Below are 26,330 nucleotides of genomic sequence, written 5' to 3' on the forward strand. Positions count from 1 at the left end.
AGCCTGATTTTTATGAGTATTTTCCGCTTTCCTATTTTAGTTTGGCTCGGTATTGGCATTTTAATTACTAGCCTAGGTATCCGTCAGTCCTTTGGCATTTTTATGATGCCCATTTCTGAGCATTTCCAAACTGGACGCGAATTTTTTAGCTTCGCCATTGCCTTACAAAACCTCATGTTTGGCGTGTTCCAGCCCTTTGTTGGCATGGCTGCCGATAAATGGGGGTCGAAGCGCATTATCTTAATGGGGGCTATCGCGTACGCGGCGGGATTATATCTAACGTCTATTGCCACAATTCCTTCGCAACTCTACTTCTCGCTAGGCGCGTTAGTCGGGCTTGGTTTAAGCGCCACTAGCTACGTCATTGTACTCGGCGCAGTCGCCAAGGTTGTCCCAGCACAACACGCAGCGAAGGCCTTTGGGCTGACGACAGCAGCAGGATCCTTTGGTATGTTTGCCATGATCCCCGGTGCACAAATGATGCTAGAAACGATTGGTTGGCAAGGCGCCCTGCAAGCGTTTGCTATGCTTTGTACGATGATGATTGCGTTTGCGTTGTTTATGAAATCCAATAAAGCAACAAGCGCTTCGCAAACACACCAAGTTGAAGAGCCCGAGCAAACACTGGGTCAAGCACTCAAAGAAGCCTTTAACAATAAAAGCTATTGGCTCATTCATGCTGGCTTCTTTGTTTGTGGCTTCCACGTCATGTTTATTGCCACCCACTTACCCAGCTATCTAGCAGACAAACACTTGCCTGCCAGCAGCGCTGCTTTAGCACTGGCATACGTCGGTATTTTCAATATCTTTGGTTCCTACTTTTGGGGCGTGATGGGGGATCGTTTCAGTAAACGTCACGTGATGTCTGCGCTTTATTTAGTTCGCACTGTCGTTATTGCTTGCTTCGTCACGCTGCCCGTCACAGAAAGCACAGCGGCTATTTTTGGCGGTGCCATTGGTTTTTGTTGGTTAGGGACAGTGCCACTCACATCGGGCCTTGTTCGTCAGATTTTTGGGGCTCGTTACCTTTCTACGCTTTATGGTTTGGTCTTCTTCACTCACCAAATCGGTAGCTTTTTAGGTGCGTGGGCGGGTGGTCGTATCTATGATTACTATGGCTCATATGAGCCTATTTGGTGGTCAACGGTCGTATTGGCCTTCCTAGCAGCGCTGATTCACTTACCTATCAATGACAAACCGCTTCGCACTTTCAAGCCCTTGGCTGCGGCTTAACCAAGTACCATCCCTTTCTCATAGCCTCTCTTAGGAGAGGCTACCTTACGAACCTATTCAAGCTCTTCTAGCTGGCTGTGCAACCAATCAGAAAAAACGCGATACTTCGAACGATGTTGCATGCCTTGCGGGCAAACCAAATCATAGCCTTTTCCAGAATCGACTCTTGCAAAAGGCGCAATAAGCACCCCTTGTTCTATCAATGGTTTGACAAATTCATATCGACCTAATGCGACGCCCATAGAGCAACACGCCGCCTCAATGGCTAACCGATTATCACTGTATCGGTCATAACTACGTTGACAATCCATCGTCAACTCGCTTTTCTGCAACCAGTGCTGCCACGAGCTACTATCACCGCTGTGGATAAAATTGGCATCAACAAGGTGCCCAACGCCGTCAAGTAACCCTTGTTTTTTTGCGTATTCAGGTGAACAAACGGGGGTTCTGATGCCGTTAAATAATCGAGTGCTATGGTGATTAGGGTAGTGACCATCACTATAAAATATCGCCACATCATAGGGATCAAACTGAAATTCAATCTGATTCTGTTTCGTCTGCAGCTTAATACTTAAATGCGGGTATAAACGCCGAAACGAGTTAAGTCTTGGCATTAACCACGCCGACGCAAAATAAGGCGAGGTAGCAATATAGATCTCCCCTGTTAATTCACCATTTTGTATATCACTGAGCTCATTAAAGATGAGTTCAAATGAGGTGTTTAACATTGTCAGAACTCTCTCCCCTTCAGGAGTCAGTGCCAGCTTACGTGTTTGGCGGACAAACAGGCGAAAATTAAGCTGTTTCTCCAACTTTTTTATCCGATGACTCACCCCTCCTTGAGTTAGAAATAATTCTTCCGCAGCCAAAGTAAAGCTCAAGTGCTTAGCCGCAATACTGAACGTGTGCAATAACGCAAGAAGCTGTTGACGATTTGAGAATGGCACTATGCATTACCTCCAGTAATCCATTAGAGCAAATAGCGAGTTTGTAGGGTATACCCAATCCGATTTAAATTAAACCACGTAATCCAACAACATTAATTAAGAGGTCGTTCTATGAAACCTAAGCAAACTCTCAAAGTCGTTGTCATCGGTAGTGGCTCAAGCTATACCCCTGAACTCGTTGAAGGCTTACTCACTCGCCATCATGAACTGCCGATTGCCGATCTATGGTTAGTCGATATCGAAGCCGGAATGGAAAAAGCGCAAATCATCGCCGACCTAACAAAAAGAATGATTGCAAAAGCAGGCTGTAACATCCGAGTTCACCTAACGACTAATCGAAAACAAGCGCTAGAAAATGCCGATTTTGTTTGCTCTCAGTTCCGAGCTGGTCGTATGGAAGCACGCCTGAGAGATGAACGCATCGCTCTAAAATATCGCATGATTGGACAAGAAACTAATGGCCTTGGCGGATTTTCAAACGCTTGCCGTACCATTCCCATTGCGTTAGACATTGCGAGAGAAATGGAAGTCTTATGCCCGGACGCATGGCTACTTAATTTTACTAACCCGTCTGGTATGGTCACTGAAGCACTGTTGAAATACTCCAGCATTAAAACTGTCGGTCTTTGTAACGTTCCCGTTAATATGGAGCGCGGCGCGGCAAAAATGTTAGGTGTCGATCGAAACGAACTGACGATGCAAATTGCCGGGCTGAACCATTTAGTTTGGGCTCGACAAATCCTGCACGGTGGTCAAGATAAAATGGCACAAGTCACTCAAGCCTTGCTCGATGGCAATGACCAAATGACACCCAAAAACATTCCGCCATTTCGCTGGGATCCAGAATTAATTACCAATATGGGTATGGTGCCATGTGCCTACTTACGTTATTACTACCAGTCTCGAGACATCATTCACAAAGAGTTTGCGGCATCCGAATCAAAATCGAATCGAGCTGAACTTGTCGCAAAAGTAGAAGCGCAGCTCTTAGAAATCTATCGAGACCCCAAACTGGATACGAAACCTAAGATACTAGAAGAACGTGGCGGCGCACACTATTCTGAAGCGGCGTGTGAACTGATGAGCAGCATCTTTAACAATAAGCGAACCATTATGCACGTCAATACCCGCAACAACGGCGCTATCCAAGGTTTACCTAATGACTGTGCTGTCGAAGTTAGTGCCGTCATTACAAGTAGCGCTATTTTACCGCTTAATGTCGCACCATTTGACCAAGATACACTGAGATTGATACAGCTAATGAAGGAATTTGAAACGCTCACCGTAGAAGCTGCTATAAATGGCGATACTAATGCAGCTAAACGCGCGCTGATTCTCAACCCTATTGTTGATAGTGGTAGCCATATCGACGAAGCGATCAAAGAAACGGTGCAAGAGAATATTGAATTCATGCCTGCATTCGCTCATGTATTAACTCGATAGGACAAGTATGAAGCTAATTCTTAACGCCGATGACTTCGGCTTAACTGAAAGCGTCAATAACGCTATCGTCGACTGCTTTAAAGTAGGCATCGTTAAATCGACCACTATCATGATGAACCAACCGGGTACACAGCATGCCATAGATTTATACCACCAAGGGTTGATTCACGAACTAGGTCTGCATTTCACCGTCACTGCGGGGAAGCCGATTCTAGACGCGAAAGAGGTGTCAACACTGGTTGATGAGCAAGGTTTTTTCCTAACACGACGCGAATTATACGACAAAGCCGATGTCTGCTCAGAGCAAGTCTATCAGGAGCTGAAAGCGCAGTACTACGCTGCACTCAAGGCGGGCTTAGCTATCAACCACCTCGACACACATCACTTTGGTGGCATCTTTCCTCGTTTAAAAACCGCATTTACTCAGTTTGCTAACGACGTTAATTTGCCAGTAAGACGCACTGACAGCATTATCGTGGGGCAAGATGTGTTGAAAGTCGCGACACCCGATGCGTTTGATCTTGGTTTTTATGATGAAGGAGTAAGCCTTGAGCACCTAAAAGCGATGCTTATCAGCTATCAAAATAAAATGCCGAGCGGAGTGGTTGAACTAATGTGTCATCCGGCCCAAACGGTCACTCCGGAGCTAGTCGAATTATCCGGGTATACTCAAAAACGCGTTGATGAATGGAAACTCTTAACCTCAATGGAGTTAAAGACGTGGCTAAAAAACCAAGGTATAGACTGTGTCGGATTTAATCATCTCCATCACGGCTAAGCGCTAATCAAAGGAACAATAGATCGTCGCCTGATGGCTTTAACGCCCCCTGAAAACGCCCCTATTTATGAGGGGCGACCAATTTAATAGTGTTTAACTTGGTCATTCGAAGTAAGGGGGCCATCGACCTTGGCATTACTAGTACTATAGGTATTAATACGTTGCAGAACTTCCACACCAGTTCGCTTTCTATCCTTGGCATATTTGTAATCAAAGGTGGGGATACGTGACAGGTTCACGTTGTGCTCGAAAGCCCGCCAGTGTGGTTTACCCAAGTTAACTCGCGATTCAAACCTAAAACCACACGAAGAACAATGACTTCGCCAGAATCACATCAAATAGAAAATTATCACTCATTATTTATGGTTTGTAGATTTTATTTCCCCACACAATGCCAATTAGAGACAAAAAGGCAATTTTTTTCTCCAACGACTTACCTATACTGTGGCACATCAAAAAGGCGCAATAAGCCTATGATTTAATACAATTATTAATGAGAAGTTTTCATGAATTCGAAGTCGCTAACTATTTTACTATTTGTCTCAGTTTGCTTAATTTGGGGGACCACTTGGTTCGCCATGGAAGTAGCGCTACACTCTATCCCACCTATTTTTGCTACTGCACTGCGTTTTATCCTAGCAGCCCCTTTACTAGCAGTATTGGCGAAAGCCTTTAACCAGCCTCTGCTTTTTCCAAAAGGTAAACGTCGCTGGTTACTGATAGTTGCGCTGATGTACTTTGCTATTCCTTTTACTTTGATGATCTATGGCGAGCAATATATCTCTTCAGGGTTAGCGTCGATCATCTTCGCAAACATGCCCGTCGCAGTCATGTTGATGTCTGGCTTATTCTTAGGTCTACGACTAGCAAAGCACCAAATATTTGGTTTAATTTCAGCAGTGGTCAGCTTGTGTTTAATCCTCGGCAATGAAATGCAGATGGGTGGCGAAGACTACCTAATTGGTACCGTTTGCTTAGGCCTTGCTGTCGCTATTCACGCGGTTATGTATGTGTTGGTTCAAAAGCACTGCAAAGGAATTGAAGTACTGACCTACAACGCGGTACCGAGTTTAATTGCCGCTCTGTTCTTGTTCGCCGTTTCGGCTATGAGTGAAAACGTCAATGTCGAATCCTTCACATGGGACTCAATTTCAGCGGTGCTTTACCTAGGCTTTGTAGCAAGTGTTGGCGGCATTGTTGCCTACTTTAAATTGGGGCAAGTATCGACACCATTTCAGGCGTCTATCTGCTTTTTGATCTTCCCAGTAGTCGCTCTGCTAATTTCGTGTTACATCAACGATGAAGTGCTATCTGAGCAATCACTGGTTATGATGATACCGCTTCTGTTTGGCATCTTACTCACTAAGGTACCAAAAGGAGTTTTCAAACTACGTTCCACACTAAAAGCCGCGAGCAATAACTAGTTTCTTTCTTTAGAGGCTCGCGATGAGCCTCTAAATACCCATCGCTTAGTTAATCGCGTACAACGTTGAATGCGCTTTGCGCTCGCACTAACGATTAAGGGGTGAGGGGGAAGTACTAGATAACCAAAATAAATGTGTTTCAGTTCAACAATGACATAAGCCCCTCTTAAAGAGGGGCTTATGTCTGCGAGTAGTTCACTTAAAAACTAATAGCTCACTTGAATATTAATAGTTCACTTGATAGTTCAGAGCAAAAGTACGACCTCGTCCTTTGTAGTTATAACGCTCACCACCGCGATACAGGATTTGAGCTTTTTGTCCCCATACCGTGGTGTAATCCTCATTAAATAAGTTATTAACCGAGAATGCTACGCTGCCAACGGGTAATTGAACCGTTGTTAAGAAGTCAACCGTGGTATAGCCATTGAGCTTACCGCCTTGATCGTCTTCTCTATCCAACATCGTTTGGCTTTGTATACGAGCAGAGTAACTGTCTTGTGCATACCCAAGCCAAGAGCCGACTTTAGAGGCACTGGAGTACCCTACACCCACTTTCTTCCATTCGCCGGTGGTCTGGTCTTTATCTTCCGTTTCGACAAGATGGCCGTTGGCTCCAATACTCCAATTATCATTGATGTAGTAACCCACCGATGCCTCTAGGCCATAGGTTCTCTTATCTTTGTTTTCAACGATAACGTCGTAGTTTTTCGTCTTAATTGATTTATCCGATAACGCATAGTACGCCGCCGTTTGAATACTCAAGCTATTCATATCTATGCGGTAGCCTATTTCATAGCTATTCGTTTTAACGCCTTCTAAACGAGCGGAGTCAATATCATAGGCTTGAACTAGCTTTCTATGACCCGGATTCGCCGCGTCATCTTCGTACTTACCTTTGCCATAATATTTAGCGGCATCGGGTAAATCAAAGCCTTGCGAGAAATTCGCCCAAATCTGACTATCATCCGTGAGCTTATATAGAGTGCCTGCGTTAAACAGCCCGATGTTATAGTCCGTCGAGCCGCCTTTGACTGCGTCTGCAGACGTGGCCGATCCCATCGCGATATTGACTTGCTCGTTTGCAGCAATGAAGTCATCCACTTTATTGTGCATATATTGGAAGCGATAGCCCCCTTCCACACTCCATTTATCCGTGATCTGGTAGCCCAATTGAGCAAAAGCCGCTACCGATGAGGTTTCCACACCTGGGTAACGCCCGATCGTATGAACGGTGTTGTTCACCATGCCACCTGAAGCAGCGCTCGTCGCCTGATCAAAAATAACCTGATTCGACTCTAACGTGTCCATATAGCCATCTAAGCCATAGTTTAGGCTCAGTTGATTGAAATCTTTCACCAAAGCGGTTTTAAAGCTGATGACTTGTGTTTTCTGTTGAGAAGCTCTGAGATGATCGTTGTTTCTTGAATCTGAATAAAGGTAAGGAGCGAAAGTGTAATCTTCATTTCTAAACGACAATTGAGCTAAGAGTTGCTGTTGCCCAATGAAATCCGTATCGGAGTATTCGGCGTTAAGTAGCACTCTTTTCGTGCCTTGCTGACGGTCAGAGGAAAAGCCATCAGAAACCGTTGGGTTAGTCTTGTTGGCAAAATTGGGGCCGTAGTTTAAGCCATAAGGGCTAGACTGCTGGTTGCTGTAATACTGAGCCAAGAGGTTAACGGATTTTGAATCAGCGAGGTCAAACGTTAATGAGCCCATGGTGTCGAGCACTTCATTGAACTGCGACGAACCTTGCGTGGTATCCGGCACCACCATTTTGCCATTAGCATCATAAAAGGCTTGGGTTTTACCATAAACGACCGATGCACGGCCTCGTACCTTGTCATTGCCGCCACTCACCGACTGAGCAACCTTAAAGTCTCCATCTTCACTGGAATTAAATCCAGATTGACCGCTAACAAATGACTCAAATTGCAGTTCTTCAGAATCGGCTTTCTTAGTAATGATATTGACCACACCACCTGTCGCGCCCGCCCCATAGATGGATGTCGCACCAGATAGCACCTCTATTCTTTCAATATTAAACGGATCAATCGAATCTAACTGGCGACTCACCGCTCTTGATGAGTTCATAGAGACACCATCAATCATGACAAGCATTGGGCGACCACGAAGGTTTTGTCCGTAGTTGGTTCGGCCTTCCGTTGAAATATCCAGTGAAGGCACTTCCTGAGCTAAAATTTGACCGAGACTTTTACCACTGCGGTTACCACGCTCTATCGCCTCATTGTCTACGTACCAAACTGTCGCTGGGATTTCACTAATACTTTTAGGGGCACGACTCGCTACCACCACTAATTTTTCATCTGTTTTGCGTTCAACACCCGATGTATCCGATTCAGCCTGTGCTGACATGGATACACTAAAACCTGAAGCAACCATCGTTGCCAGAATGCCGTTGAGCGCAAATTTCCTTGAACTGATTTTCATTGTTTTCTCTTATTATTTAAACCACTAACACTAATGACTACCGGATGTAGCACGCCACAATCCAACTCTCGCAGGATCATAAATGATAAGCATTACTATTTCCATTTATATTTGTACTTTTATTTCCCTTAATTATATAAATGCGAGAGTTGAGTGGATGATTTTTGCTATTCAATTAAGCAAACTGATGATTTTCGTCATGATTCATTGATAAGCTTGTATTACTAGGCGTATTCCAATCGATAAAGTCACCTCGGCTGCTAATATCAAATATCAGCGAATTTGCCACCGAATTAATGATCTTAGCCGCTCGCCACGCCGCCAAGCTTAATTGTGGTTCAGCGATACCGTGACTATGAATTCCTGCATTAACAACAAAGACCTCGCCGTAATTTTGTTGATCGAATTGAGCAATATTAAATCCTTGACCAAGGCAAATATGCTGGTTGTGATCGCGTTGAAAATGCGCTTCTAGCGGTTTGGCGCAGCTGGGTAAACTCCCCTGATAGCCGGTCGCCAGAAGAACAATATCCGTGTCTTCCTGTTCAGCACCGCTAGTTAGACCATTTTGATAATGTAATCTAAAAGCGTCCCCTACTTGCTTCATCTCAACCATCGTCCTATGTGGCAGTAAATGCACCCAACGTTCTTCACCAGCGACATCAAACCTTTGATAGAGCGCTTGGTAAATCTCCAGTAAGCACTTCTGGGTCACCCCATCCGAAGTTAACTTCTGGCTAGCCACTTCTTTTTCCTTAATGGCATGATTTAACTTATAAAAGTTTTCAACGTAGTCTGGAGTAAAGTACTCATTAGTGAAGGAAGCTTCATCCAACGGTTGATAATTGGCTCGTCTCGAGATCCAGTTAAGTCTCGCTGGTTTACCCCATTTCTCATTAAGAATATTAAGGAAAATGTCCGCACCAGATTGCCCACCGCCAACAATCGTCACTTTACGCCCCGAAAAGTCTCGGTCACGTAAGGCAATCTCTGCGGCATGAAACACGTTAGCTCCCAAAAATGGCTTAGCTGATTCGGGGAAAAATGGCGTTTTCCCTGTTCCCAAACAAAGGTGTCTTGCTTTAAATATTTGTCCATTAGAGTGAACATGATAAAGGCCGTCGCGCTTTTCAATCTGCTCGACCGGGTGATTAAACTGTACGTTAGGCATTTCATTACTGGCCCAGTGCAGATAATCGGAAAACTCTTGCCTGCTGATACAGTTTTGCTCTGTACTTAAAAAGCGGTAATATTTTTTCTTGGTCACTAGATAATTGAGAAATGAATATGGACTCGTCGGACACACCGCACTCACGAGATCTTTCAGAAAGTGAGTTTGCATGTGTGCATTATCTAACAACAGGCCAGGATGCCAAGAGAACTGGCTTCGGGCCTCTAGAAAAAGACTTTTTACCGTGGATGTTTCATTAACCAACGCGGCAACACTTAAATTAAATGGGCCAGCTCCTACGCCAATCAAATCGTATATCTCTTGATGAACTGTGGTGTGTTTCATTTAATGTTCCTTATTGTTCGGCAATATAAAGTGGGTTGTCCATATATCGAACCATATCCGGTAGCATGCGATCGCTGCTCTTATCGGTGTTGTGTCGGAATTTAGACAAGTTCAGCCCCAGTCTTAGGATTTTTGGTTTGAATAGATCAAGGCTTTCAAACCGTTCAGCAAGATCAGGGTGTCGATGTTGGTACTGTCTAATAACTCGAGAAAGGCAGCGGTAAAATTCCAGCTCTGACACATCTAAATGATGAAGAAGTGGTGAAATAAACCGCAAAACCGTAACAAAGTGCCCCGTCTGCAAGTCATGAATAATCAATTCTTCAGGAAGGCGAGTTGTCACTTGCCTAACAATATCGGGAAGCCCGTCAAGTTCAGGGATATCGGATTGAACTAATCGCATATCACCTTGAAAGTCTTTCAATAGAATGCGCTGAGGTATATTGTCCCGGCAGATAAGCGTCACATTCTGACCATGAGCAATTAAGGAAATACCGTGCTTCGCTAACAAGTGGTAATAAGGGATCACCACGACTTCAAATAGCTTATTTAGCCATTGTTTTGGCGCAAGCCCTGATCGCTTGATCAACTCAACAATGACCGAGTTACCATGACTGTCCTGCTCAAACAGCATCGCCATGACATACGCATGTTCGCCTTGTTTTATTTGGCTTTCTGCCGACTCCCGCCAAATGACTCCCAGTAATTCATGATAGCGATACGGGGCGTTCGTTAACGGCGCATAACACTGAGCGTTAATGTAGGAACTGGCTGGCTCCTCCAATGCCTGTGTCCCAAGGCGTTGCAATTCACTATCGTTGCGGCACAGTGACTTAATCCAACTTGACGCATAAGGTCCAGCCTTGATATATCGTCCTGGTATGCCGCGATAACAAGAGGTATTCATTATCGTCAGCGGCAACTTAATATCATATTGTGGCGCAGTCGTATTCGCCCCAGATGGGTGAACTGATAATGTTCGAATCGATAACTGAGATGAAACGAAAGCCCCCGCCTCACCTAAATAAATCAGTGTCTGGTCACTCAGTTCCTTGATGAAAGCTAACGATACTTTGCTGCGCCATTGCCATGGGTGCACAGGTAGAATCACATAGCTGGCGATATCAACACCCAAGGCGTGGATTTGTTGGTGAAACTGCGACCATTCTTCGGCAGAAAGCACGCTCGAATTCAAATGTTCATTCCAGTCAAGGTGGCTGGCAATACCTTGCTGCAATGTGTCGCGACATACTGCGACCCACATCAGTTGAAACTGGGCTTGATACTCAGGAGCGTAAGCTTGTAAGTCATCAATTCCCCATCCTCGTCGGCCTTTATTGAAAGCAAATTTGGGGTGACCATTAACGATTGCTTGCTGCTGTAACAAGGAAATATCACATAAACGCTCTACCGAGTAATCGGCTCTATTTGCCATCATACGACAGTCCGAATAGAGCGTAGCGTTCATGTCTTCTACATGTTCCGCAACTTGCTCATCGGTCATTGGTAAATGATGTTTTAGATCTTCAAGCAGATGAAGCGCTTCGATAGTGTCGCTTTCCTTGCCATTATCTATCCGGCGGATCGATGCAGGATCAATCTGGATATTATCCCAAATATACCATTGGCCCATAAAAAGATACTTAGACTCACCGACCCACGCGTAATACTCTTGCATGTTGACAAATGCTTCACTTTTACCAATATCAAATGCGCCTTCATAATAAAATTCACTTAATATTTTCGCGACCATTTGCCGATTCGCGGCCGCCCAATAACAAGAGATAGCGGTCATATCATCCATTGCGAGCCTCCGTAAAAAAGCGATCTCTTAGCATCATCATGAGTGCCGATCTTTTATGAGGAAAATTAAACTCAAAGCACTTTTCAAAACAGGTGGTCGTTAAGCGATGAAATAACTTTGCATTGTCAACTCTAGGCTCCATAACGATTCGCGTGGTGCGAACATCATCTAAAAAAATATAGTGGCATAGCGCCCATAGCCACGAGTCAAAATGCGCTTTCCCCCGAAAGCTGTTTTCACCCACTAAAAGGTGTATGCCCCGATCAAAGGTTTGGCAGTCGTAGTAAGGCGCGAGTCGATCCTCTTGAACCCAATAGACTTCAAAATACCCAAAAGGCTGCCCATTAAACTCTCCGATTAACGGCAATGTGAAAGAATCAGAGAGTCGCTCAAGAATGAACGCTTCGAGTTTATCTTTGGTCCATGCTTGCTCCCAGAACTCGGCGACTCTGGCATCATTCATCCACTTTTCAAACCTATCCATATCGCGACTTGGATCGAAAGTACGAAACGAAATAACCTTGTCTAGCGAGACGTCAAAACGGCTGTAGACCTCCCCTGTTGGCTTAGTAGGGCGAAGCGGGTTATAGCCCTTTCGTGGATCTCGCTGTTCCAGTATTAAAGGAAAGCGATCAGAGGGTTGATGTTTGTGTCCAGTAGCCGTCAATTGATAAAAGGCGGCTTTAGACAGCTCGTTATTCTCAAGCCAAGATGGGCATAGATTTAGGCGACGGCATTCATCGTCAGAAAGTGCGACGCCCTCATTGTTTGTTGAGTAAGTTAACTGCGCTTCTATTTTTTTAACTAATGCATCAGAGTTCATCGACTAACTCCTGTGTTGCTACAAGGGGGTTATTCAAATCAAAGTAAATAATGGACGGATCAGGGATCGAGTTCTCATTGAGTCCATGTAAATAGCAGAAAAAGTTACCTTTACAGCACAAATTTGGCGAGGTCAGTACGTACTTCAAGCAATCATGGTCGGCTGGGTTACTTTCATACAGCGCGAGTAACCGCAATCTTAATATCATGAATAGTTGATCTTCATCCACCAAGCTCGATAGGCTAGCAATGACACCATAAGCGGAGTTGATAATGAGGTAGTAGGGAAAGTAACGATTCACTTTATCGTCATTCCAATAATTATCGGTCTCAGTCGGACTGCCCAAATGAGGGAATAGACTAAACGCCAATTTCGTCAGCCCAACGCCTTGACAGTCTCTAAAGTAGCTTTGAGTTGGCAAGCCCTCTTCCATTTCGACAACGATATTTTGCTGGTGGGCTAATAGCACGATGCCCAGTTGGCTCTGAAGCGTAAAAATAGGCAACACAACCTTGTCACAAAACTGCTCGAACCACTCCAGCGCAACAGACTCAGCGGAAGCTTTTTTCCTCTTACTTTGGGTACGAATCATAGATGACAACACAGAGCTATCACTGGAGTAAGGCGTTTGCTGGCATAATGTGGCTAACACGGCTTGGGAGCGATGAGAGCTCTCAAGTGATGCCCTAAAAGGGTTCTCGCGAATGGTAAGCAGCGATTCGTCAATGATTAGCCCATCGCCATCAACTAACCCCATATAGGCGGGTTCTTGTAAAATCCTAAGCTCATGGCTGATGAGTTCATATTGCGATGGAGTGAGATGTTCACAAATAGAAGCCAAAGCAACGCCGCGTTTTACTTCTTTTTCAGAGAGTAAACGAATCGAATTCGTCAGTTTGACACTCAAAGAGTATTTGAGCATGAAAGGAGAGTCTGGGTTAAACAGTGCACGTGTTGAGGATGTAGCAGACCAAGATTGTCCAGCAAAACCTAAATCAACTAACTGACCCGATTTCACATGCGGCTGTATGCTGCTAAGCGCCAACATTTGCTCCGCCTGCCACGGGTGCATTGGAAAGACATTCCATCCCTGATGGTGGTCATACTCATGTATCTCATCTGGCAAACTACTGTCACTTTGTCGCAATTCAAGCAAATAATCTTGCCAACTTTCAGTCCCAGCTGAATCGCCGACCATAATGTCATCAGAAGCTGCAAACCACCTTAGACAGAATGACGCTTTCAGTTCTGGTGAAAGTTGCTGGCTTAGCTCGATACTCAGATTCGAGCGACTCTTTGGCGCTGGGTGCATGGAGTGACCAATGAACAAACTTTGTTCAGCTTCAAGAAACTGCCACATTTTATCGTCCTGATGATGGCCATATCGATCCAAGGCAACCCAAGTATTTCTGTGACTTTCCATCACCGCATCCAAAAATGCAGATTTTTGCGAAGCGGAAATATCGCCCACGAGCTCCGCGTTTGAAAGAATACACTCAACCGCACGCTCGAATGTGATGAACTCCCACCACTTACCATCGCTATCACCTCGAACAATCGTCGATGAATAACAATTCATGCCCGTTTTAGACATTCGTAACACTTTGACTCGTATGTCACTATTGCTGCCTATCGGTATCGTTAAAAACCGGTCTTCGCCTACCGCAACAATACTCGCTAAGCGAGACTCTCGATAAAGCCCATTAAAGAAACAATTTGCCGCTACATCCGTAGTACGTGCTTGACTAGGATTCATCTGTCATTACCTCTATAAGTTGAACCACAAACAACAATGCGAATGCTAATTATTATCATAATTAATTACAATAGATTTGTTGTGCGGGTAATTTGAGGAATAAGCAGTATTATCGAGATTGGAACGAACTGATGACGAGATATGGTCGAAATGTAAACGTAACGCCGGGGAACTGACGTGCAACAGGTTGATAGAACCATCAAAAAGACCAATAAAAAAGGCACGTCCCCGTGCCTTTTTTTGTGAGTTGTATCACGTGAATATTATTGATAATTTGAGTTCATAGTACTATTCATTCATCGAGTTGCTCCCAAACTCGTAGTGAAAAGTACTCACTCCAAATAGTATTAATTCTTACGCAACAGCAAAAGAAAGTATCCACCACCCACGACTGACGCCATCAACCCTGCCGGAAACTGCCAAGGGAACCATACTGTACGGCCAAGCCAGTCAGCTGTAACCATTAAACTGGCGCCCACTAAGCAGCTAACCACCAATTGATGGCGAGCTCGATATTGACCAAGCCCCCTAGCAATGTGCGGAGCAAGTAAGCCAACGAAGCTCAGTGGACCTATCACTAATGTGGCTAATGCCGTCAGCAGTGATGCCATAATCAGCAATACTAAACGCGTTCGTTTCGTGTTTATACCAACGGAAACGGCAGAGGTTTGCCCTAAATTGAGTATGTCTAGCCATCGGCAGGACAAATACGCCCCTCCCCCCAGAACCAATACCCCCAACGCTAACGCCAGCACATCTTGATAACTCGCTAAATAAGTAGACCCCGAGAGCCAGGTAAGTAACGCTTGCACATTATCTTGTCCCGATGACAAAGCGACCCTCAAAATGGCGTCAAGCGCTGCGCTAACAGCGATACCCGTCAATAACAACTGGGTGGGTGCATAATTGGATCGCTTGCTAAATTGAAGAATTGCCATCATCACCAACGCCGCACCAATGCCACCATAAAGAATTTGTTCCGCTCTGGTTGGTGTTAAACCCAACCATGCACATAGGACCAAAGCAAGTGCCGCACCAGAGCTAATACCCATCACTTCCGGGCTTGCCATTGGGTTAACGGTAATCCTCTGCACAATCGTTCCAGCCAACGCCAGTCCACAACCTGCAAATATCGCCCCCAGTACCCTAGGTAGCCTTAGGTCAATAATGCTCCAATCATAAGAGAGCTGCCATCCTGTTTGAGTTCGCCCTAAAAACACAGCTATACAAAAGAGTGCAACTAATAACAAACAAAGGAGGCTCGATATTCGTGGAAAGGAGCGAGGATGATAGCGCTTCGTCGCGACATCTTCGGCTTTAAAGCTCGCTGAGAATTTGTTGGTTGTGAGCAGCCATAAAAGACAAGGTGCGCCTAGTAGCGCGGTTATTGCCCCGGTGGGAAGTAACTCACTAGAGACGCCAGAGAATGGTTGAATCAGTAAATCAGCGAAAAGCAGCAACAACGCACCAACAAGAGCACTGATGAAAACACGATGGATAAATCGGCGAGCACCCAACATTTTAGCGACCGTTGGTGCAACTAAGCCAATAAAACCAATCACGCCTACCGTTGCAACAACGATAGAGGTAATGAGTACCGATAAGGTCAACCCAAATAATCTAATTCGAGCGACATTCACCCCTGAAGACTCGGCCACCTCACTACCTAGTCCAAGCGCTGCAAGTGGTCGCTGAATCACCACAATCACCACAATAGTAAGCGTAAGAATTGCCAAAACGAGTTGCGTATTTTCCCAACCTTGCTGAGTGAGTGCGCCCGCACCCCAAACAAACAAACTGGTTAACTGTTGCTCATTTAGCATCACCAACATCATGTTCGTCGCGCCTAGAAACAGAGTCACAACCATTCCTGCTAATACCATTTGTAGCGGTGCGAAGCCTTTTTTAGCGGTTAGCAAAAACACTAAGCCCGCCGCAAGCAGTCCTCCGGAGAAAGCAAACATATATTGAGTGAACCCACCAGCGACGGAGCCCACGAGTAAGCTTGCGGTCATACCTAGCTCAGAACCTGCCGCGACACCCAATGTCGTTGGAGAGGCCATGGGGTTTTGCAACAAGTGCTGCATTAAACACCCGGCAACGGCTAATGACGCACCGCAAACCAAGGCCATGGATAAACGCGGGAAGAAGGTAAAATGCAGAATGAGTTGTCTAAAGTCGCTATCATCACGATGGAACAGAAAGGTCTGCCATTCAGATAGCGTTAACTGATAGGGAAGCGCGTGAACCAACAGCCAGCCTAGTACTAACAGCGTCATAAACGCCAATAGATGAAACCTACTCTGTTGTGTTTTTAATGGGGAAATGGCTAGTTGCATCATCAACCCTATTGCGCATTTAGCGCTGCAACGCGAGTGACCACTTCATCACTCAACCTTTGCATTGCGATTAAACTACCAAACGTCCACACCTTGGGAACAATGGCAACACGCTGCTCTCGAGTAAATGCCATCGCACCCCATAATGGCGATCCATTGAGCGTCGCTTGTTCCTGCTCACTCAAAGGACCAAAGATTAACACATTACTGTTTTGATGCTTCGCTAACTGTTCAACGCTAGCAGAAGAGAAACCCCAGCTGTTAGTGGGACCTTGCCAGCCGTTGGTCATCGACATCGCCGCTATGGTGTCGTTCATTAGTGAGCCATCACTATGGATCCGAACGTGTTTGTCACCAATGAAACGTATCATGATAAATGAACGACTATCTTGCCACTGCGCTACTTTCTCTCCGTTCGTTGCCAATTTAGCTGCCGTTTTATCAATCAACGTCTGCGCGGCTTGTTGGCGTTCAAATACGTCACCTAATGTCTGGATGATACGCTTGGCATTTTGATACGGCTGTTTGCTATCGTTATAAATGGTGAGGGCCAGTGTAGGCGCGATCGAGTTAAGTTTTTTATAAGCAGGCGCAAGGTGGGCACTCATAATAATCAGATCAGGTTTTAAGCTGGCAATCAGCTCCAAATTTGGTTCTCGACGAGAGCCCACATCCACCGTGTCTGAAGGTAATGTCGGCACCCCTACCCAATCTTGGTAGCCTGGAACATCAGCGACGGCTAGAGGCTGAATGCCTAATGCCAGCACAGATTCTGCCAAAGCCCAATCCAGCACGACAATTCGCTTTGGGGTGCCTTTAAGCGCTTGCTCACCTAAATCATGCTGAATCATGCGGGCAAACGTCGATGTTGAAAGTAAAAGACACAGCGTCATAAAAAATGTAGAGATAATTCGAGTTAACACGTTGGCATTCCTATTTCATTTAACGAACGTAACTGATGAGGTTGCAAGATTCAGGGTCTTTAAAAATACTTAATGGCATGCCGTAAATTTCACTCAGTGATGCTTCTGTCATCACATCATTCGGGGCACCATCAACAACGATTTTGCCTCGCTTGAGTGCCACTAGCCTGTCGCTAAACCGGGCGGCCATATTTACGTCGTGTATCACCATGATCACGGTGAGTCCTAAACTTTGATTAAGCTCGCGTATCAGCTTTAGTAATTCATATTGATGGGTCACATCCAATGCTGACGTAGGTTCATCTAGCAAGATGCACGACGTTTGCTGAGCCAATAGCATGGCGACCCATGCCCGTTGGCGCTCTCCTCCAGAAAGCGTGCTGACAAATCGATTGGCGAATGCCATTAAGCCCACTCGGTCAATCGCTTCTTCAACAATACGATGGTCATCGTGGGTATACCGCCCTAACACCCCTTTCCAAGGGTAGCGGCCAAACATCACTAACTCACGAACGGTCACACCATCTGTGACAGGAGGGTGCTGAGGAAGGTATGCCACTTTTTTTGCAAACTCTTTTGCTGTAAGACCCTCAATATCTTGATCTTCTAGCATGACTTCGCCCGCAGACACTTGGTTTTGACGGCTTAACAATTTAATAAGGCTGGATTTGCCACTGCCATTGTGACCCAGTAAAGAGGTCACTTCACCTGCGTTAAAGCTCAAATCAAACGGTGCTAATATTTCATGCGACCCTATGTGGTAACTGGCTTGTCTTAATGAAAACATAATCTAAGAGACATCTCGTGCTAGGCGCAATTTTAACTAACTGTAAACTTAAATTAATTGCGAATGAGAAAAGTTTGTATCCGCATTATAATTACTTTAGAGTCTACTGTCATTACCCTATGAAAACTCATTGATATGTTTAACGATACGTCCATCACTGGTAATGCACGACCTTCTAATACATCGCTCTACACCATTTGTTTATTTGCGTCACTTATTGGGTTTGGGCAAAACGCTCTTCTTGTTTCATTGCCAATACTGGTGACAACCACAGACATCACCCTCGCAAGCTGGTCAATGTTAATTGCCGTTGGTACCGTGTTGTTCATCCCTACCGCACCTTACTGGGGAAAACGCAGTGATCGACGTGGTCCTAAGTCTATTGTCTTAACCGCGCTATTGGGGCTTTCTCTATGCTTTTCAGGTATGGCGGCGACCTTATTTGCCCTAGATAAAGCGTTACTGACAACCACCGCAGCGCTAGTGCTGCTCGCAATGCTAAGAATCGTTTATGGTGTTACTGTCTCTGGGTTGGTCCCAGCTTGCCAGCATTGGGCGATATTGACCGTTGGGGAACAACATCGATTATCCGCTATCACTTCCGTCAGCGCATCGCTAAGTATGGGCCGAGTTCTTAGCCCTGTATTGGCCGTTGCCCTTATAAAACTCGACCCTTTGTTCGCCATCACAGTGGTCGGATTCGCCGCTTTAGGGTTGTTCGTTGTCTGTCTCATGACACCCGCATTGACGCCAAAACCCATCACACACACAGCGTTAGATAAACCAATAACCATGACGATTCCACGCTATCTCATCATTGCACTGTTACTTTGCTCGGCACTGGGTGTACTGCATTACTCTCTAACTCCTTTACTAAGCGCAGTCTCTTCCCTTTCGGCTGAGTCTCTCTCTGATTGGGTCGGATACTTGTTAACCCTCAGTGCGGTCGTCACACTCGCAACCCAGATCGGGGTTGTCAAAAAGAAAAAACTGTCTCTGGAGCAAATGCTATTTTGGGGTGGTCTGCTACTAATCATGGGTTATTCTCTGTTTCTCCTTGCCAATATCATCGCCTATCTAGTGGGCATCAGTCTGTTGTCGGTAGGCAATGCCATCTTGACCCCGGCCTACACGACCAAAGCCATGAGTAAACAAAGTGGTCATCAGGGACAGATCAGTGGTTTGCTGGCTACCAGCCACACCTTAGGCTTTGCTCTCTCGGCACTCTTTGTCACAGCAAGCACTGCACTATTCATTAACCCCCTATGGTTTAGCGTATTATTTGCTTTCACGTTATTTACCATCATCACTTACCCGCGCCTACAGCGAACGTAATAAGCCGTTAGCAACTAGCAACTAGCAACTAGCAACTATAGTTACCACCCAAATAGGATGCCGATTAGCAAGACAAAAAAAGCCCCTCATATAGAGGGGCAAAAGTTCCATCGCTTATAGTTATAGTGATTATTTAGCTCAAGTTACCTTAGTTGATTACGCTCATGCGACACCCTAAGGTAACAACAAAAACGTTAAAGTTAACCAAAGTCACCGTTCACGTAACCTTGAGTACGATCATCACTAGGGTTAGAGAAGATCACTTGAGTATCGTTATGCTCGACCAACTCACCCATTAAGAAGAAAGCCGTGCGATCTGAAATACGACGAGCTTGCTGCATCGAGTGAGTCACAATAACAATGGTGTAGTCTTTTTTAAGCTCTTCCATCAACTCTTCGATCTTGTGCGTTGCAATAGGATCGAGTGCCGACGTTGGCTCATCCATTAAGATGACATCCGGCTCCATTGCAATAGTACGCGCGATACACAAACGTTGCTGCTGACCGCCAGACAGACCAAATGCGTGCGACTTAAGACGGTCTTTTACCTCATCCCAAAGCGCCGCGCCGCGCAATGAACGCTCAACGACCATGTCAATGTGCTTCTTGTCTTTAATGCCTTGAGCACGCAGACCAAACGCGACGTTCTCGTAAATACTCATTGGAAATGGGTTTGGCTTTTGGAATACCATGCCCACTCGGATGCGCAAATCTGATACATCGATATTGCCGTAGATGTCTGTGCCATCCATTTCAAGTAAACCGTTAATTTTAACGCCTTCAATCAAATCATTCATACGGTTCAAGCAACGCAGTAATGTTGACTTGCCACAACCAGAAGGACCAATCAGCGCCGTCACTTGACGGGTTGGGATAGGCAAGTTGATCGATTTAAGCGCTTGGTTCTCACCATAAAATAGGTTTAGGTTTTCAATATTAAATTTGTTCATAATCTATAATCTCTTCATTCTTAATGTCGTTGTTTTGCAACGTGCACTCTTTGTGTTCTGGTGACGTTGCAGACGTTCTGCTATTCGAACTGGCGTACCTGTTAGTAGGTTGCCGTGTTAAAGCGGCTTGCAATCAACTTGGTTACCATGTTGATTAGCAGCACTAATACGATAAGCACTGTGGCTGTCCCGTAGGCTTGGTTCCACTCTTCAATGGTGAACAGCTCAGTCGTTAATTTGTATAAGTGAACCGTTAGGGTACGGCCTGAATCCAATAGCGAATCTGGAATTCGGGCTACCATGCCTGCTGTTAAAAACACAGGCGCTGACTCACCAATGACACGACCAATACTAAGAATGACCGACGTTAAGATACCTGGCATTGCACTTGGCAAGATTAAGCGCCAGATAGTATAGATTTTTGAGGCACCCAAACCGTAAGACCCTTCACGGTAAGTTTGTGGTACCGACATTAAGGCTTCTTCAGTAGTACGAATAATAACCGGAAGAATCAAAATACTTAGTGTCAGTGCACCTGACAGAATCGAGAACCCAAGACCTAGAATGGCAACGAAGAACGTCATACCAAACAAACCAAAGATAATCGATGGAATACCCGCCAATGACTCGGTACAGAAACGAATCACTTTAACCAATTTACTGCCAACTTTGGCATATTCGGTCAAGTAAATTGCCGTCATAATGCCAAGAGGAGCAGCCACTGCAATAGACGCAATCACCATGTAAATCGTTGAGATGATCATCGGGAAAATGCCGTGCTCATCGCCCGTACGAGTGTAATCGTCGGTGATAAAGCTCCAGCTCACGTGCTGAAGACCATTGGATAAAATGTACCAAATGATCCAAAACAAAAATCCAACGGTAAGGGCTGCAGACGCCCAAACAAATACACTCAGCAGCGTATCTTTATTTTTACGTGCTTGTTTTAGTTTTACAGTATCCATAATCGTTACTTCGCTTTTTCACGGTTCAAGTACAATAGTGCGGCATTGAGCATCATAATGAAGACCAATAACACAACGCCCGTCGCGTACAACGCATTGGCGTGGATGCCACTTGCATAGGACATTTCAATGGCAATGTTCGCTGTCAGGGTACGAGCAGAATCTAAAATCCCTTCTGGCATCGCAGGGGCATTACCCATCACCATGATAATCGCCATGGTTTCACCCAATGCACGACCAATACCCAGAATGACGCCAGTCATAATGCCTGAACGCGCCGCCGGTACGAGTAGCTTAAAGATAGTGAATATCTTTGAAGCCCCTAACGCTAAAGACCCTTCTTTATACGCATGAGGGACCGCACGAATCGAGGTTTCAGAAACCGTAATAACGGTTGGGAGAATCATAATCCCCAACACGATAATACCGGCTAGGATCGTGTTACCTGCTGGTACTTGAAACACTTGCTGAATTAACGGAACGATAATAACCAGACCGAAGAAACCGTACACCACTGATGGGATACCCGCTAACAGTTCCACGGCTGGGCGAATGATATCCGCCACTCGTTTCGGGGCAATTTCAGCAATAAAGATGGCCGTTAATACGCCAATTGGCACACCAACCACAACGGCACCAAGCGTGGATACAACAGAGGCAACAATCATGGTTGCAACACCGTATAGCGCAGGTGGTAACCAGTTTTGACCTAGGACGATTCCAGAAACACCCGCAGCTTGGAACGCTGGAATACTTTCTCGAACAATGAAGTAGGCGATAACGGCAAGGGAAACAATGCCAATCACTGCGCTGGATAAAAACAGTCCGTGGAAAATACGTTCTTTCCAATCGACTTTTTTCTTGGCCTTCAGGCTACGTGCTGCAGCTTGAGTCGCTTGTTCGCTCATAAGCTTCTCACTATTTGTTGCGATGGTCATAATTAAACTTCTATTTGTCGATAATTCGAAAGATAGAGAAAAGGCCCAGCCCCAAAATGTGGGCTGAGCAATATTGATTCTTTACTTACAGATTAGTTTACTGAGATGTAACCTTTCTGTTCTACTAGCGCTTGAGCGTCATCTTCAAGCATCCAATCTAGGAATTTTTGAGTTTCTGCTGAAGGCTTACCTTCTTTGTATAAGACAAGGAATGGACGCGCTACTTTGTAAGAGCCGTTTTTCACGTTATCTACTGTTGCTGGAGTGCCATCGATTTCTAGAGCATGAACGGATTGGTCAACCGTGCCTAGAGAGATGTAACCGATAGCGTATGGGTTGCTTGCTACCATTGTTTTTAGTGCGCCGTTACCGTTAGCAACTTGAGCGCGCTGAGAGATAGCAGTTACTTTCATGCCGCTGATTTTTTGCTTAAGGCTCATGATGTCTTCAAATGCACCGCGAGTACCTGACGCTGTATCACGAGTGATAGCAACGATAGGCTTATCAGCACCGCCAACATCTTTCCAGTTAGTCACGTCACCTTTATAGATAGCCGTTACTTGCTCAGCTGTCAGACCCTTTAGGTCGTTCGCTGGGTTAACAACAACCGCGATGCCGTCACGAGCAACAACTTCTTCTACTAGAGTCGACTCTTTTTCTTCCGCTTTAAGGTTACGAGAAGACATGCCTAAATCAGCAGAACCGTTTTTCGCTGCTTTAACGCCTGCAGAAGAACCCGGTCCTTGGACTTCAATGTAAACGTTTGGTTGTTGCTTCATATATGTTTCTGAGAAAACTTCCATCAGTGGCGTTACGCTGCTAGAACCTACCGCAGAGATAGTTTCTTTAGCTGAAGCTGGAGTCACTGCGAGTGCGCCTAGTAGTGCGATAGCACCGATAACTGTCTTTTTCATCACAATTTCCTTTATTGGCTTGATTGCCTGTTTCATTTCAACGAGGTCAAGATTAGAGGCTAAATATGACAGTTGTGTTTCACTAAATTGAAAGGTGTATGACAGTGCCATTTTTTTTACGCGGAACAAAAAACAATCATTAACCATAAATTCAGCAAGTTACAGACAGTACTGATGCTTTTATCGCCAAAAAGATGACTTTCAACTGAGTTTAGCTGTCACATTTCTCGACAATTTAACCTGTTGGCTGTCATAAACCAGAGTCGTTGCGTCTCTTTACTACTTAGGCAACGCAGTCATCACTCAATTGATTTAAATCAATAATAGCTCCGATTTGTTTTGATGTTCGCTTGATAACAAGGATGAATAGAATTTCGGACAAATTGGTTCGCTGCTTTATACTTAAGTAATGATAGTTACGTTCGTTGTTAATCTATGAATATTGATGCGAGATATCATCAATCTTATCCAGCTTATTTAATTATACGATTCCTCCTTCTATTCTAAACTCATTTTTTGTGAACAACCACATAGTTACTTTCATCCATTAATCATAAACTAACCGCACTAACAATTCTTAATACAAGAAGTTTGCTTTCTATATTTATATTATTAGTTTCAACGTGGTGCTTGATATAATTTAATATATTCTACTAGCGTTCTATTTAGTAGTCACTGAATAGAATAAGGAGAAAGCTATGACTACACAAACGATACCCCAAAAAACGAATAAACGGGGGTTCTTTGCTAATTTCAAGTTCCCATCCGCTTATACCATTCTATTTATCTTAATTGCACTCGTGGCAATGTTGACTTGGATAATTCCTGCTGGGCAATATGACCGAGTAATGAACGATGACCTAGGTCGTGAAGTGCCTGTCACCGGAACGTATCAATCTGTTGAAAGTAATCCACAAGGTGTCATTGATGTCTTGCTCGCACCCATTGATGGTTTCTACGACCACAATACCTATGAAGCCGCCGCTATTGATGTCTCTTTATTTATCTTAGTTATTGGTGGTTTTCTTGGGCTGGTGACGAAAACTGGAGCCATTGATGCAGGTATTGAACGGGTCACCGCTCGGCTGCATGGCCGAGAAGAGCTCATGATTCCAATCCTGATGGCGCTATTCGCGGCAGGTGGCACAGTGTATGGCATGGCGGAAGAGTCTCTCCCTTTTTATACCTTGTTAGTCCCGGTCATGATGGCGGCTCGCTTCGATCCATTGGTCGCTGCGGCAACTGTACTACTTGGTGCTGGTATAGGCGTACTCGGGTCAACCATTAACCCATTTGCGACGGTTATTGCTGCCAATGCTTCGGGAATACCCTTTACCGACGGCATAATGCTGCGCGTATTCATGCTGGTTGCCGGCTGGGGGATTTGTGTCGCCTATGTCATGCGCTACGCTAGAATGGTACAAAAAGACCAAACTAAGTCGATCGTATACGACAAATATGAAGAGAACAAAGCACATTTCCTTGGCAATCAAAACGGAGAAAAGCTTGAATTTACCATGACACGCAAAGTCATCTTAACTATCTTCGCGGGTTCTTTTGCTGTCATGATTTATGGTGTATCTGTCGCCGGTTGGTGGATGGCCGAAATATCTGCGATGTTCCTTGCCGCGACTATTCTGGTTGGGCTCGTCGCAAGAATGAGCGAAGAAGACTTTACCAATAGTTTTATTGATGGCGCACGAGACCTTCTTGGAGTTGCACTCATTATTGGTATCGCACGCGGCATCGTCGTGATTATGGACCGTGGAATGATTACGGATACCATTCTGAATTCAGCTGAACATATGATTACTGGCCTGTCTTCAGTCGTATTTATTAATGTGATGTTCTTTTTAGAAATACTGCTGTCATTCCTAGTACCATCAACGTCGGGGCTTGCTGTTCTTACCATGCCGATCATGGCGCCATTAGCCGATTTTGCCGGCGTTGGACGTGAGCTCGTGATCACGGCCTATCAATCAGCATCGGGACTGGTCAACCTCATCACCCCGACATCCGCCGTGGTTATGGGTGGTCTTGCGATTGCTAAAGTGCCCTATGTTCGATGGGTTAAGTGGGTCGCACCATTGCTCGGAATTTTGACAGTCTTTTGTGTCATCGTGCTCAGTATCGGTGCGCTAATCGCGTAATGAAACGCAGCTAATACAAATACACCTAAATACAAGGCTCCTCTATATTGCAATTTTAGTTAACCACTACAAATATATAGCGGACACGACCTAACGCAACACATCGCTCTATCAGGATGTGTTGCGTTTTTATATCGCCAACCTCAGTCCTTCATTACATCTCTCTACTCACATCTAAACGCGGAGACACCGTGCTAAACGCTAAATCCTACTAAGGTACAAAAAAACCTTAAATCGACCGCGTGCGGCTCACCAGTGGCCTAGGCCACGCGCTTTTATACGCTCTCTTTCATCGCACCAATTAAGCTCACTGGCAAATATATTCGCTTCAACTTTGTCATTTTACTATCGAACTTAATTCGATACTCTATCAATAAAGAATCCTGTTAATATTCTTTTACCTTGGAATTAATATAGGTAAGTCATATTAATTAGAATTTTTAATGACACATCTTAAAAACTGAAACCCCACCAGCATAAAACTGTGATACAAGTAGCAAATTACCACACTAAGTTTGTTGAAAAATTATTAATTCACATTGAAAAATAATATATCTAGCGGTTATGAGTGCATAAATACTCTCACAGCTCGCACTTTAGTGATTTTGCAATTGCATGAAATTCTGCCTGCAAACCAAAACAACACTCAGATTGAATGAAATATGAATATTATTCCATTCAACTAGCTATTAAATTTTAGCATGCGTAAATCCACGCTGAATACATATTGTTATTTAACAGGTCATTTCAGGTTTTGAGCAATAAAATACATTTGTGATTGAACTCAAATAATCACTTCGAATATTGAGTAATATAAATAACACCACGACAAAGCTAATAAATAAAACGTACCCTAA

Annotated in this window: 19 protein-coding genes; 6 read left to right on the top strand and 13 right to left on the bottom strand. The window is 44.8% G+C overall.

Translation table 11 applies throughout. The annotated features are described in order from the left end of the window. Positions 1–12 precede the first annotated feature (12 nt). A complete protein-coding gene (locus L4D74_RS05330) occupies positions 13–1,233 on the top strand; it encodes an MFS transporter (protein WP_428751096.1) in 1,221 nt (406 codons plus the stop codon). A gap of 53 nt (positions 1,234–1,286) precedes the next feature. On the opposite strand, the gene L4D74_RS05335 is transcribed toward L4D74_RS05330, so the two are convergent. Continuing rightward, the gene (locus L4D74_RS05335) at positions 1,287–2,180 is read right to left on the bottom strand and encodes a LysR substrate-binding domain-containing protein (protein ID WP_428751097.1); all 894 of its coding nucleotides are present in this window, start codon (positions 2,178–2,180) and stop codon (positions 1,287–1,289) included. A 111-nt stretch (positions 2,181–2,291) separates the two neighbouring features. Between L4D74_RS05335 and L4D74_RS05340 the strand changes: the two genes are divergently transcribed. From L4D74_RS05340 to L4D74_RS05350, 3 genes are all read left to right on the top strand, one after another. Then, a complete protein-coding gene (locus L4D74_RS05340; RefSeq protein ID WP_428751098.1) occupies positions 2,292–3,623 on the top strand; it encodes a 6-phospho-beta-glucosidase in 1,332 nt (443 codons plus the stop codon). A 7-nt stretch (positions 3,624–3,630) separates the two neighbouring features. Further along, the gene (locus tag L4D74_RS05345) at positions 3,631–4,401 is read left to right on the top strand and encodes a carbohydrate deacetylase (protein WP_428751099.1); all 771 of its coding nucleotides are present in this window, start codon (positions 3,631–3,633) and stop codon (positions 4,399–4,401) included. Positions 4,402–4,907: 506 nt separating this feature from the next. Then, a complete protein-coding gene (locus L4D74_RS05350) occupies positions 4,908–5,825 on the top strand; it encodes a DMT family transporter (protein WP_428751100.1) in 918 nt (305 codons plus the stop codon). A gap of 225 nt (positions 5,826–6,050) precedes the next feature. Here L4D74_RS05350 and L4D74_RS05355 read toward each other — a convergent pair whose 3' ends face one another. The 8 genes from L4D74_RS05355 to L4D74_RS05390 form a co-directional block, all read right to left on the bottom strand. Continuing rightward, positions 6,051–8,273 carry a TonB-dependent receptor gene (locus tag L4D74_RS05355; RefSeq protein WP_428751101.1) on the bottom strand — a complete coding sequence of 741 codons (2,223 nt, stop codon included), beginning with the start codon at positions 8,271–8,273 and terminating at the stop codon, positions 6,051–6,053. Positions 8,274–8,448: 175 nt separating this feature from the next. After that, on the bottom strand, positions 8,449–9,789 hold the full coding sequence (locus L4D74_RS05360; protein ID WP_428751102.1) for a lysine N(6)-hydroxylase/L-ornithine N(5)-oxygenase family protein: 1,341 nt from the start codon (positions 9,787–9,789) through the stop codon (positions 8,449–8,451). Between the two features lie 10 nt (positions 9,790–9,799). Further along, positions 9,800–11,593 (bottom strand): IucA/IucC family protein, encoded by a 1,794-nt coding sequence (locus L4D74_RS05365; protein ID WP_428751103.1) that lies wholly within the window; start codon positions 11,591–11,593, stop codon positions 9,800–9,802. Next, positions 11,586–12,416: a GNAT family N-acetyltransferase gene (locus tag L4D74_RS05370; protein ID WP_428751104.1), complete on the bottom strand. Its 831-nt coding sequence runs from the start codon at positions 12,414–12,416 to the stop codon at positions 11,586–11,588. Before L4D74_RS05370 ends, L4D74_RS05365 begins: the two co-directional genes overlap by 8 nt. Then, the gene (locus L4D74_RS05375) at positions 12,406–14,172 is read right to left on the bottom strand and encodes an IucA/IucC family protein (protein WP_428751105.1); all 1,767 of its coding nucleotides are present in this window, start codon (positions 14,170–14,172) and stop codon (positions 12,406–12,408) included. The genes L4D74_RS05370 and L4D74_RS05375 overlap by 11 nt, the downstream gene beginning before the upstream one ends. A 347-nt stretch (positions 14,173–14,519) precedes the next feature. Continuing rightward, on the bottom strand, positions 14,520–16,511 hold the full coding sequence (gene fhuB, locus L4D74_RS05380) for a Fe(3+)-hydroxamate ABC transporter permease FhuB (RefSeq protein ID WP_428751177.1): 1,992 nt from the start codon (positions 16,509–16,511) through the stop codon (positions 14,520–14,522). Between the two features lie 8 nt (positions 16,512–16,519). Next, complete coding sequence (locus L4D74_RS05385) at positions 16,520–17,434, bottom strand: ABC transporter substrate-binding protein (RefSeq protein ID WP_428751106.1); 915 nt, start codon at positions 17,432–17,434, stop codon at positions 16,520–16,522. Between the two features lie 19 nt (positions 17,435–17,453). Next, a complete protein-coding gene (locus L4D74_RS05390; protein ID WP_428751107.1) occupies positions 17,454–18,221 on the bottom strand; it encodes an ABC transporter ATP-binding protein in 768 nt (255 codons plus the stop codon). 135 nt (positions 18,222–18,356) lie between these two features. On the opposite strand from L4D74_RS05390, the gene L4D74_RS05395 reads away from it, so the two are divergent. After that, a complete protein-coding gene (locus L4D74_RS05395; RefSeq protein ID WP_428751108.1) occupies positions 18,357–19,556 on the top strand; it encodes an MFS transporter in 1,200 nt (399 codons plus the stop codon). A gap of 200 nt (positions 19,557–19,756) precedes the next feature. Here the strand turns inward: L4D74_RS05395 and pstB are convergent, their stop codons facing one another. The 4 genes from pstB to L4D74_RS05415 all read right to left on the bottom strand — a co-directional run bounded on the left by pstB (position 19,757) and on the right by L4D74_RS05415 (position 23,323). Beyond that, a complete protein-coding gene (pstB, locus tag L4D74_RS05400) occupies positions 19,757–20,506 on the bottom strand; it encodes a phosphate ABC transporter ATP-binding protein PstB (protein WP_265675398.1) in 750 nt (249 codons plus the stop codon). 101 nt (positions 20,507–20,607) lie between these two features. Then, positions 20,608–21,471, bottom strand: coding sequence for a phosphate ABC transporter permease PstA (gene pstA / locus L4D74_RS05405; RefSeq protein WP_265675399.1), 864 nt, complete (start codon positions 21,469–21,471; stop codon positions 20,608–20,610). A 5-nt stretch (positions 21,472–21,476) separates the two neighbouring features. Next, the gene (gene pstC, locus L4D74_RS05410) at positions 21,477–22,409 is read right to left on the bottom strand and encodes a phosphate ABC transporter permease subunit PstC (protein WP_265675400.1); all 933 of its coding nucleotides are present in this window, start codon (positions 22,407–22,409) and stop codon (positions 21,477–21,479) included. A 92-nt stretch (positions 22,410–22,501) separates the two neighbouring features. Next, positions 22,502–23,323 carry a phosphate ABC transporter substrate-binding protein gene (locus L4D74_RS05415; RefSeq protein WP_428751109.1) on the bottom strand — a complete coding sequence of 274 codons (822 nt, stop codon included), beginning with the start codon at positions 23,321–23,323 and terminating at the stop codon, positions 22,502–22,504. Between the two features lie 698 nt (positions 23,324–24,021). Here L4D74_RS05415 and L4D74_RS05420 point away from each other — a divergent pair. After that, entirely contained in the window at positions 24,022–25,473 is a 1,452-nt protein-coding gene (locus L4D74_RS05420) for a YfcC family protein (RefSeq protein ID WP_250617995.1), read from the top strand. Positions 25,474–26,330: the final 857 nt, after the last annotated feature.

The sequence above is a fragment of the Vibrio cionasavignyae genome (genome assembly GCF_050337155.1).
GTDB classification, from domain to species: Bacteria; Pseudomonadota; Gammaproteobacteria; order Enterobacterales; family Vibrionaceae; genus Vibrio; species Vibrio nomapromontoriensis.

What these genes read in the sequence shown, in the direction of transcription:
- L4D74_RS05330 (WP_428751096.1), top strand. Translation starts at nt 13, where the DNA reads ATGAGTATTTTCCGCTTTCCTATTTTAGTTTGGCTCGGTATTGGCATT.
- L4D74_RS05340 (WP_428751098.1), top strand. Translation starts at nt 2,292, where the DNA reads ATGAAACCTAAGCAAACTCTCAAAGTCGTTGTCATCGGTAGTGGCTCA.
- L4D74_RS05345 (WP_428751099.1), top strand. Translation starts at nt 3,631, where the DNA reads ATGAAGCTAATTCTTAACGCCGATGACTTCGGCTTAACTGAAAGCGTC.
- L4D74_RS05350 (WP_428751100.1), top strand. Translation starts at nt 4,908, where the DNA reads ATGAATTCGAAGTCGCTAACTATTTTACTATTTGTCTCAGTTTGCTTA.
- L4D74_RS05355 (WP_428751101.1), bottom strand. Translation starts at nt 8,273, where the DNA reads ATGAAAATCAGTTCAAGGAAATTTGCGCTCAACGGCATTCTGGCAACG.
- L4D74_RS05360 (WP_428751102.1), bottom strand. Translation starts at nt 9,789, where the DNA reads ATGAAACACACCACAGTTCATCAAGAGATATACGATTTGATTGGCGTA.
- L4D74_RS05365 (WP_428751103.1), bottom strand. Translation starts at nt 11,593, where the DNA reads ATGGATGATATGACCGCTATCTCTTGTTATTGGGCGGCCGCGAATCGG.
- L4D74_RS05370 (WP_428751104.1), bottom strand. Translation starts at nt 12,416, where the DNA reads ATGAACTCTGATGCATTAGTTAAAAAAATAGAAGCGCAGTTAACTTAC.
- L4D74_RS05375 (WP_428751105.1), bottom strand. Translation starts at nt 14,172, where the DNA reads ATGAATCCTAGTCAAGCACGTACTACGGATGTAGCGGCAAATTGTTTC.
- fhuB (WP_428751177.1), bottom strand. Translation starts at nt 16,511, where the DNA reads ATGCAACTAGCCATTTCCCCATTAAAAACACAACAGAGTAGGTTTCAT.
- L4D74_RS05390 (WP_428751107.1), bottom strand. Translation starts at nt 18,221, where the DNA reads ATGTTTTCATTAAGACAAGCCAGTTACCACATAGGGTCGCATGAAATA.
- L4D74_RS05395 (WP_428751108.1), top strand. Translation starts at nt 18,357, where the DNA reads ATGTTTAACGATACGTCCATCACTGGTAATGCACGACCTTCTAATACA.
- pstB (WP_265675398.1), bottom strand. Translation starts at nt 20,506, where the DNA reads ATGAACAAATTTAATATTGAAAACCTAAACCTATTTTATGGTGAGAAC.
- pstA (WP_265675399.1), bottom strand. Translation starts at nt 21,471, where the DNA reads ATGGATACTGTAAAACTAAAACAAGCACGTAAAAATAAAGATACGCTG.
- pstC (WP_265675400.1), bottom strand. Translation starts at nt 22,409, where the DNA reads ATGACCATCGCAACAAATAGTGAGAAGCTTATGAGCGAACAAGCGACT.
- L4D74_RS05415 (WP_428751109.1), bottom strand. Translation starts at nt 23,323, where the DNA reads ATGAAAAAGACAGTTATCGGTGCTATCGCACTACTAGGCGCACTCGCA.
- L4D74_RS05420 (WP_250617995.1), top strand. Translation starts at nt 24,022, where the DNA reads ATGACTACACAAACGATACCCCAAAAAACGAATAAACGGGGGTTCTTT.